The sequence below is a fragment of the Sphingobium sp. TomMM15 genome (assembly GCF_055397045.1).
The window spans coordinates 1,524,210-1,533,472 of sequence record NZ_AP027314.1; the positions used below are offsets into that span (position 1 = coordinate 1,524,210).

The window sequence follows — 9,263 nt, forward strand, 5'->3', positions numbered from 1 at the left end:
TCGCCCACTTATGACAATCATCAAATTTGGCCTGGTAGGGCTGCTCAACACCGCTTTTGGTTTTTCCATCATTTTATCCGCCTTGGCCCTCGGGCTTGGCGACTACGCAGCCAATGCGTTGGGCTATGGTTTCGGCCTTGTCCTTTCGTTCGTGGCAAATCGCTACTGGACATTCGCCGTGCGCGAACCGATGTCAGCCACCGAACTGGCGCGGTTCGGCGCCGTGGCCGTCCAAGCCTACGCCGCGAACCTCCTGGTCGTCGGCGCCTTTCGCATGGCGGGATGGATCGACGAGCCGGTCGTACATCTGATCGGGATAACGCTCTACTCAGCGCTATTCTACGTTCTATCACGCCTTCTGGTGTTTGGGGGCGACGCGGCTGAGCGCTGGAGGCGAGCCGTTGGCGTTGCAACACATCGCCTGCCGGATATCGCATTGTGGGCGACGGCTATTGTCACGTTGATCCTGCTGCACGACATTCCGATCACCCATGATGTGGTCTGGCAATTTTGGATCGCCCGCCAGATAGCCAATGGTGCGGTGCTGTACCGGGATATATGGGAAATCAATCCGCCGCTCTGGTTTTGGTCGGCTGTACCGATCCATAATTTGGCACATTGGTTTCATGTGCCGCCGCTGCGGCTGCTAGTCACTGCGATTGTCGGAGCCGGCGCGACGTCCGCTTTGCTCGTGGCGCATCTGGCAAATCTTTCATCACCGATTACGCGATTGGCGACGATGCTCCTTGCCTTCTGGCTGACGGTGATCACGCCGCTTTACGACTTCGGCCAGCGCGAACAAATCGCGCTGATCTTAACTCTTCCATACGCCGCCTTGATCGCTCGTCGATCGGCGGGAAGTGCGATTCCAGCTCTCTTAGCGCTGCTGGTAGGAATGGGCGCAGCCTATGGCTTTGCGCTGAAGCATTATTTTGCCGTTATCCCGGTCATGTTGGAAGTCTGGCTGATTACCGTTGTCCGCCGGCAATGGAGTGCGGTGCGTCCAGAAACCCTCGCATTGGCAGCAGGCGCACTGCTTTACGGGGTGGCTGTCCTCGTATTCGCGCCTGACTTCCTGACCCGTGCCGTGCCAATGGTCCGGACGGCCTATCATGGTTTCGAAACGTCCTGGGACATGATGCTGATACGGCCTTGGGTTGTGATCTGGGTCGCCATCCTTGCCTTTTTCCTGACCTACGGCGGAGCTTTCGGCGAGACGGCCAAGCCGCTGGTGTCCACCTTGCTAATTCTGGCGATCGGATTTGCGGTTGCCTACTTTTTGCAGCGAAAGGGATGGCTTTACCACAGCGTGCCGGTTACAGGCGCCGCCGCCCTCGCAATGGGCTTGCGACTGATGTCGGCGGACATGCGGCGCTTGATACCGATCAGCATAGGACTGGCGATGCTCTCACTGCCAATCTTGTTGCCGTTCAAGACCGGCCCGTATCTTAATTTCTTTCGCACCGAAATAGATCCGATCCTAGCCAATACGCCGAAGGGCAGCCCGGTTTTCATAGCTGCAGCAGATCCCATGTGGGGCTGGCCGATTATTGAGGATCATGCCCTTGCCTGGCCGTCGCGCCTCTATGCCTACTGGATGATACCCGCAATCGCCCATGCGGAGGTGATCGGTCCCAATCCACGGCCGTTGCAGATAATGGCAGAGAAGGTGCGGTCCGAAGCCGCGATGGAAATAAGCTGCTCTTCGCCCACGCTGATCCTGTTCGAACGGCGCCGCAACTATATTTATCAGCCCCCCTCATTCGATGTGCGCGGGTTCTTCCTGCGCAGTCCGGCCATCCGCTCTTATCTCGTACGAAATTATCGCGAAGCGAGTCCAACCCCTTCCCTTCATGTCTATCGGCGGATCACTCCTCCCGATCCGATACCTCACAGGCCTGAATGCCCAACATTCATCCAGGCGACCTCATGATCTCCTCCCTCAGCATTGATCCGGCCTCGCACCACCGACGGTCGAAATTCTTCATGCAGCTACTGGAGCGCTATGCCGGGTTGCTCATCATGGTCACAACCGCCCTACTGTGCATACCTTTCACGCGATCGATCTGGTTGCTCGCAGATGAAGGTATATGGCTTCACGCCGCCCAGCGCATGATTGGCGGCCAGATATTATATCGTGACTTTTTCGAGTTCCATCCGCCGCTGGGATTCCTCATCACGACTGGTTGGCTGACTCTTTTCGGGCAGACGCTGCTGGCAGCAAGGTTGCTCATGGTACTGGTGATCGCGCTGATCGCCGGGCTTGGCTATAGCTGCTGCCGAATGGTGTCAAACCGACCCGGCTTGTCCGCCATGTTGGTGCTGGCCTGGTCGGTGTCGGTGCCGGGGCCGTGGATGCAGGTCAATCATCACTGGTTCACCAGCCTGTTTTCCATTCTGACCCTTTGGACGATCCTATGGGCCGACGGAAAGGCCACTCGTTTGACCGTGGCGGGATTTGCCGCGTGTGCGGCCGCACTGGTAACGACGCATCGTGGCGGAATGATCGCTGTGGCCGGGCTGGTGTCGATCCTGTCGACCCGGTCAGTGAGATCGCTGGCCGTCTACATCTCCAGCGGTTTGGCGCTTTCACTATCAGCGCTGGGCTACCTTTGGTGGCAAGGGACGATGATGGCGGCTTTCGATCAGGTCGTCCTTTATGCTCTGAACCATTATTCGAATATTCAAGCCCTGCCCTACGGCGCCTTCATGAACGTGCAGATGATATTCGGGGTGCTGACCTTCCCGCTTGCCGCATTATTATTATTGCTTCTGGTCTGGAGGAAGGGAGCTGCCTGTTTACTTCAGCAGCCCTGGCCCACTCTCCTGCTGTTTGCCGCTGCCGGGTTTGGAGGATGTTTTCCTCGACCCGACGCTGTGCATATCGCTTTCTGCGCAGTACTGGTCCTCCCGCTGCTGGCTGCCGCTCTGGGACAGCTGCTGCCCCATGAAAAAAGCAAACCTCTGTGGCGAACGGTCGGCCTTGTGGCGGTCTTCATGCCGCTTCCTTCGCTGATCGTCGCAGCGGTGCGTAGTGTCAGTTCGCCACAGGTGGAAACAAGGGCGGGCGTCTACGGCGTGGTGACCAGCGGCGATATTCTCCCGCTGCTGAAACGGTTGCAGACGCTTCCTCCGAGTGCCACCGTGTTCTTCTATCCTGCCGATCCCATGCTGCCTTTCCTGACCGGGCATCATCACCCCGCCCGTCTTGACATGTTGCTGCCGCAATATTCGACGCCAGCACAATACAAGGAAACGTGTCGCGAGGTTATGCAGAACGCACAATGGATTGTATCGCATGTCGAAATCACGCGACCAAATTTTTATCGTACTGTGTTCCCGGCTATGACCAACCCTTCTCCGCACGAGAAAATAGCCTTTGAGGTCGTGCTCGACAAAGCTTTCATGCCAAATGGCACTTATGGCGGCTTTCAGATCATGCGAAGAACGGCAGCCAACGTCACGCTATGCAACGCCATCGCGCCGACAATCCGCAATTAGTCATCCTCTGCGCTGCCCTCGTATTTCTGTTCGTCCATCGATGAGGTTTCTCCGATCCAGCCTTTTGGCATTGGCGATAGCCGAGGATTTCAGCGTAGAAATGGGCTTTCGACGCAGAGAGTCTTACATTAGCAACATCATGGCGAATAAGGCATAAGGTGACGGTCGAGCGAGGTTTGCATGTCCGGCCGACCGTCAGTGATGATCAGGTGAAAGCTCTTGTCTTGGAGATGGGATAAATCTGCCAGTACTGCCGCAGAATGATCTGCCCGAAAGCTCCCAAACCCCCAATGCCTTAAGCTCCTCGCCACGGCACCTCGTGCGGGAAGGTTTCCAGGGTTTCTAAAGTGCTGATAATTGGTCCAGCAGCGCGTCGGTGTCCTCAGCCGAAGATTTTCGACCAGAAGCGCGTCGCCATACGCGTCTGCAAAACCGACCATAGATTCGAAGCCATGATCCGCCTCGCCGCGGCCGTCATCAACTCCTGATGAATCCCACAAGCCTTAGTCAATCGACGGACCGGAACGACCCCGCCGGAATTGCCAGCTAACACCGTCCGTGCGCATGATCCCAGACGCCGTCTTGCCGGTATTGCGCTCAAACATACCGCGCCACGGTACCAGCGTGAAATCCCGCGCACGCTCGACCACCGCATACGGCCCATTCTCAAGGTCCAAACGCCGCCCAATGATACCCTCCACTCGCTCGCCCACATTGATCGACTCAAATCGCTTGCCGAGTTCCTTGCCAAGCCTGTCGCCAACATCGCGAAGCTCGCGCAAGCGGAGGGCCTCCAATGCGCCGCGCCGCAACTGGAAAACCTGGCCTTCGCGATCGGCCAATTGCTGCTCGATGAGCCACTGACGCCTGGCCGACATTGCATCGCGTACTTCGCGACCAAAGCCCGCATCGCGGACCGCGCTCGGTGTACCTGATGCCAGTTCGCGATCGAGCTAGGTCGACGCCTCCTTTGTCCGCAGGTCGGCGACAGGTGTTCGCGAGAGGATCGAGACCGCCACCGGCCGGTCACGTTTCTGTCGCTGGGCATAGGCCTCGGCGCGGGCGAGGTGATCGTCGGGAATGACCCAGCTCCCATCCTCTGATCGCTCCGGCCCGGCCCCGGCCCGTCGCATAGCTTCCAGCCGCCGGACATGGCTCGCGGCATAAGCTTCGCTGGCCCGAGCATCGTGCGCCAGATGGAGGTCGACCGAATAGCGTCCACCGTTGGCGCGAGCGACAGCATCGACGGTACGATCCGCCTGCATCACGCTCGCCCTTGTCGGCTCTATCCGCACGGTCGCATTCTCTGGAACCGACGGCACACCATCGCCCCGACCAAGGTCTATATAATGGACCCGGCCATCGACACCGTCGAGCATCGCATAATGACGGTCGCGATGCTCGTCGGAGAAGCCTCTATGGATCAACCGGCCAATAATGGATTGTTGGATCTCTGTCGCTACCAGCCGCTCGACGCCGGGTCGGTCAAGGCGGCGTGCCGTCAACTCGCGCTGCATGAGGCGGATGATGTCGCCGCGCTCTCCCATGCGCCACAGCGTGTCCTCCATTCCATCGACCAGCTGATAGCGCCCGCCGCCGATATCTTCGGCAAGTTCCATCGCCTTCAATTTGCGAAGCCGACCGGCCGCCACCGATTGCTGGAAAGGCTCGTTGTCGGCGGGCGATACGATTCGATCGGCATCCATCCGCCGCAGCAGGCGACGGTCGATCGCGGTCAGCCGCTCCTGCTCGACATCATGGCGCAGGCGGGCTTCGATTTCGTGATCGGTTCGCGGCCCCAGGTCGAGCGTCACCAGTTCGGACGCGCGCTCGCGCAGGCCGTGTGAAATATATTCGCGCGCGATGATGAGATTATCGCCACGATCATCGACGCCGCGCAGCACGATATGCGTGTGCGGTCGCTCGGTGTTGAAATGATCAACCGCGACCCAGTCGAGCTTGGTGCCGAGGTCCTGTTCGACCTGAGTCATGAGCAGCCGGACATAGGGCTTGAGGTCGGGATATTCTGCCCCATCTTCTGCAGAGATTATGAAGCGGAATTGGTGGCGATCACCAGCCGTGCGCTTCAGGAAATCGTCGCCATCCGCGCGGTCGGTCGCCGGACCATAGAGCTCCCCCGGCAAACCCTCGCGCGTGACGCCGTCGCGCTGGATGTAGCGCATATGGGCACGGGCTGCCTGGCCAGCCTTGCCACCGAGCCGGATGAGGCTCGCCTTCACCGCCGCGCGGCGTCCGCGGAAACCGCCCAACCTGTCGCGACTGGCGAGAAGCCGTCCCATGCTCGCGCGCCGGCCCATCCGACTGCCATCAAAGCGCCGCGACCTTTTGCCTGTCTTGTTACCAGCCAGCCGCGTCGCCGCGAGGATGCGCCCGCCATATTTGACGGTGCGCTTGCCATCATTGCCCCGCATCCTGCCGAGCCTGGGCGTGAGGTCGTCGTCAGACATGGTAACGCCGCCCCATCTCGCGAATTCGGCCAGAAACTGGCGGATTTCCGCCGTTCCCGCCCGTCCTGCCTCTCGAAGTCAGGGCACGATCTCGTGAAAAAAGGATGTGCAGACAAACACTTAAGCCGGGTCGCGAGACACTGCCTTTATCTTGTTTCCCCTTACCCCCTCTCTCGACACCCCCTCGGCTCGAAAAAAGGGGAGAGACGGCGCCGGTTCGACGCCGCCTCTCCCCGCCGGCCAATGCGTCCTTAGCGCGCACCAGCCATAGCCTTTCGAGCAGCGTCGCGACTGTGGCAAATGCGCTTCGCAATCGTTCCATGCGGCATTCCCTCGCCATCCACGAGGATGATGGCCATGAACCAGCGGCCATCCAGCCGACCCCAGATCGCGATCCGGTCGAGCTCCAGATCATCCTCGCCAAGGCCCTCATAGGAACCCAGCCAACGCTCCTCGCCGCGCCCATCCCAGTGGAAATCGCTCTCCTCCGCGTCCAGGAAGCGCTGCGCCAGTGCTTCTCCCGCACCCGTCCCAGCTCGATTTCAAGTCCTGCTACCAGCGTTGCTACGACGCTGTCCGACGCCGTTCCGATGCCCTGAACCATGCCCATGATGACCTCCTTGCACTTCGTCCTCACCATCGAGAACGGCGTCCGGGGGACGGGTGGCGGGGCGGCTGTCAGGGCCGCGGCGCGTAGCGCGGCGCCGCGAAGCGGACGCGGGGGGAACCGATTTGCGCAGCAAATTGGGGGGCGCCCGCGGGCCTTGATAGGCGCTTCGCCACCCGTCATGCTGGGTCTGTCGAGACGAGCCTCCACCCTCTCCTGGACATGCGGCATCACTTCAATTTCCCTTGCGACAGAGCGACAAAGATCGGGCTTGGCGATGGTGCGCCGACGGCGGCGGCCGGGGCCAATCCGCCGCCCTTTTGTATGGCGAACAGCGGCTCGACCGGTGGTGATGCCGTCGCACTGACCCCGCCCATCTGCCGCTCCGGCGCCACGCTTGCGAGATAGCCGATGGTCTCGCCCGGCAGCGGACGGCGGCCCGCAAGATGTTCGGCATAGCGCCCCGGCCCGGCATTATAGGCGGCGAACAGCCCGGGATATCCGAACCGGTCATGCATCAGCCGCAGGTAGAAGGTGCCAGCCAGGATATTGTCGCGGGGCTCGTCGGGATCATGGCTGAGCCCGAGCCGGGCGCGCATTTCCGTCCAGGTTGCAGGCATGAGTTGCATGAGACCTATGGCGCCAGCGGAAGAGCGGATGGGTCGGCCGTTCCAGCGAGTCTGCCCACCGCTTTCGGCGCGCATGACCCGCTCGATCCAAACGGTGGGGATGCCGAACCGCAGCGATGCCTCGCGGATATAAGGCTGCCATGTGGCGACCGATTCAGCTTTGGCAGGCGTCGCTAGGGCGAGCGCCAGCAGGATGATGGCGCGTTTCAACGGCGCCACAGGAGCGTCGCCTTCCCGATCACATCGTCGCCATCGGTCGGCCCGAAATAGCGGCCGTCGAAGGAGGCCGGACTGTCCATCAGTAGGAAAAGCTGTCGTCCCCGCAGCACCATGCAACCGCTCCACCAGGGCATCGGGAGACCAGCGGCATCAGCTGCGCGGCGGCTCGCAATCCATCGCCCGTTGAGAAAGATGTCCTCGGCCAGCGCGCAGACCTTATCGCCCGCATAGGCCACGGCGCGCTTCACCAACGGCACGTTCATCGGGAGGTAGCGACGGGACGCACCGAGCAGCCGATAGCGCCTGGGCACGCGAGCGATGACCATGTCACCCGGCTCCACCACGGCGCCGGGTTCTACCCTGTAGAGTCCGATCGGCGCGCTGGCGCTCGCATTCCAGACGAGGCGCGGCGTGGACGGAAGCGCGGCGGAAAGGAGGGGGATGAGAGTGCCAGCACCAACGCACAAGATGCGCCCGCGCAATCGAACGTGCCTCCGCTTTTCCGTCCGCAAGGTCTCGCCCCAGGCGAGCAACGGCGCATCGGCGGCAGGGCTGCGACGGCGGCTCACGCGCCCAGATCCCGCGCCGAATGCTCGGCGGACCAGCTGTCCAGGTCATCGATATGATATTGGACGAAACGGCAATGGCGGCGGAAAACCGGCCCCTTGCCGTCGCGGCGCAGGCGTTTCAGCAGGCGGCTGGAGATCTTGAGATAGGCGGCGGCCTGATCGGTGTTGAGGAAGGGCGAGCCGCGTTTCGCGCGGTTCGCGCGGGCAATGTCGTCGTCGGTGTCCATGGGGCGCTATCCTGTCTGTCGAGATCACAACGGCGCGATCGCGGCACCCAGGATGCGGACAGGGACACCCCGGCATCAGTGTCGAAAACCACTCCCAGGCTTTCGACACCCCAGGAGAAAAAGAGGCTCCGCGCCGATCTGGCGCGGAGCTTCTTCATTTCAGCGGGACCAGATGAGCTTGTGCTCGCCCTCGTCGCCCTGGGTGAGAGTCGCGTAGATGGGCGCGGGGAAGGATGGATCGTCGAGCTTGAGGCTCAGATATTCCGCGCCGGCCTCGCGCGCCGCCTTGGTCCAGCCCGCGCCGAACTCGACGCCACCGGCGCTGACGCGATGGTCCGGAGCCTTGTCATGCTCGCGTTCGACAGGCCGGATCGTGGCCTTGACGCGAAGGGTGAGGGTGCGGATTTCACCGGTGTAAACGCCGTCCTCGTTGCGGGTGAAGCTGCCGATCTGTGCCATGGAAAGTCTCCTTCTGCTTGTTCGAATGCCGCCCCTGCGGCCTCGATGGCAGTCGATGAGGCGATGGCACGGCGCTGTGCACCCCTGGGCCGAAGCGCCAGCGAAGGACGGCCGGAGCCGGTTTTCTTGCCTCGCGAGGAAGCCCGCAAGGGCGGGGAAGAAAGCCGACGAAGCCGTTGCGCGGACAAGCCGTGCCGGCGCCAGACCTGCCATGAAAGAGAGGCCGGTGCGGCATTGCCACCAGCACGCGAGGATCTTGGGACAGGACCGAAACGCAGGATTTCGCCCAGCGATGATCGATATTGGAGGCGATATCCAAGCCCTCCTTGACTCGGATGCCCCGGCTCTCCCCTAGCGCTCGACGAGCTTCCGGTTCATCAGCAGGACGGTCGCACAGGCCGGGCGACCATATTTGCCGGTGCCGCACACCGTGGTCATGACGACGACGTCAGCGTCCGCTGGAGCCGGCAGTTCACAAACAAGGGACTCCTGCCTGAGTGCCATTGTTCTACAATTGTACAGCTAATCTTTAAATCGACTGAGTGGCCCGAATATTTAGTTGACCTTATTCATATTCCCCGCTT

Annotated in this window: 7 protein-coding genes and 1 pseudogene; 3 read left to right on the forward strand and 5 right to left on the reverse strand. The window is 61.2% G+C overall.

The features are described from left to right. Window positions 1-10: 10 nt before the first annotated feature. Window positions 11-1,933 carry a GtrA family protein gene (locus tag ACZ51H_RS07695; protein ID WP_464801436.1) on the forward strand — a complete coding sequence of 641 codons (1,923 nt, stop codon included), beginning with the start codon at window positions 11-13 and terminating at the stop codon, window positions 1,931-1,933. Then, window positions 1,930-3,501: a hypothetical protein gene (locus ACZ51H_RS07700; protein ID WP_464801437.1), complete on the forward strand. Its 1,572-nt coding sequence runs from the start codon at window positions 1,930-1,932 to the stop codon at window positions 3,499-3,501. Before ACZ51H_RS07695 ends, ACZ51H_RS07700 begins: the two co-directional genes overlap by 4 nt. A gap of 503 nt (window positions 3,502-4,004) precedes the next feature. Here the strand turns inward: ACZ51H_RS07700 and rlxS are convergent. Continuing rightward, window positions 4,005-5,969, reverse strand: a pseudogene (rlxS, locus tag ACZ51H_RS07705) (relaxase/mobilization nuclease RlxS). Between the two features lie 320 nt (window positions 5,970-6,289). Between rlxS and ACZ51H_RS07710 the strand changes: the two are divergent. Then, on the forward strand, window positions 6,290-6,568 hold the full coding sequence (locus ACZ51H_RS07710; RefSeq protein WP_464793569.1) for a hypothetical protein: 279 nt from the start codon (window positions 6,290-6,292) through the stop codon (window positions 6,566-6,568). A 238-nt stretch (window positions 6,569-6,806) separates the two neighbouring features. Here ACZ51H_RS07710 and ACZ51H_RS07715 read toward each other — a convergent pair whose 3' ends face one another. The 4 genes from ACZ51H_RS07715 to ACZ51H_RS07730 form a co-directional block, all read right to left on the reverse strand. Beyond that, window positions 6,807-7,424: a lytic transglycosylase domain-containing protein gene (locus ACZ51H_RS07715; protein ID WP_464801438.1), complete on the reverse strand. Its 618-nt coding sequence runs from the start codon at window positions 7,422-7,424 to the stop codon at window positions 6,807-6,809. Next, window positions 7,412-7,993: a S26 family signal peptidase gene (locus ACZ51H_RS07720; protein ID WP_464801439.1), complete on the reverse strand. Its 582-nt coding sequence runs from the start codon at window positions 7,991-7,993 to the stop codon at window positions 7,412-7,414. The genes ACZ51H_RS07715 and ACZ51H_RS07720 overlap by 13 nt, the downstream gene beginning before the upstream one ends. Beyond that, window positions 7,990-8,220, reverse strand: coding sequence for a helix-turn-helix domain-containing protein (locus tag ACZ51H_RS07725; protein WP_464801440.1), 231 nt, complete (start codon window positions 8,218-8,220; stop codon window positions 7,990-7,992). Before ACZ51H_RS07725 ends, ACZ51H_RS07720 begins: the two co-directional genes overlap by 4 nt. Before the next feature lie 159 nt (window positions 8,221-8,379). After that, a complete protein-coding gene (locus ACZ51H_RS07730; protein ID WP_464801441.1) occupies window positions 8,380-8,679 on the reverse strand; it encodes a DUF736 domain-containing protein in 300 nt (99 codons plus the stop codon). Window positions 8,680-9,263 lie beyond the last annotated feature (584 nt).

Coding starts and splice junctions, on each gene's coding strand:
- ACZ51H_RS07700 (WP_464801437.1), top strand. CDS start 1,930: ATGATCTCCTCCCTCAGCATTGATCCGGCCTCGCACCACCGACGGTCG.
- ACZ51H_RS07695 (WP_464801436.1), top strand. CDS start 11: ATGACAATCATCAAATTTGGCCTGGTAGGGCTGCTCAACACCGCTTTT.
- ACZ51H_RS07725 (WP_464801440.1), bottom strand. CDS start 8,220: ATGGACACCGACGACGACATTGCCCGCGCGAACCGCGCGAAACGCGGC.
- ACZ51H_RS07710 (WP_464793569.1), top strand. CDS start 6,290: ATGCGGCATTCCCTCGCCATCCACGAGGATGATGGCCATGAACCAGCG.
- ACZ51H_RS07730 (WP_464801441.1), bottom strand. CDS start 8,679: ATGGCACAGATCGGCAGCTTCACCCGCAACGAGGACGGCGTTTACACC.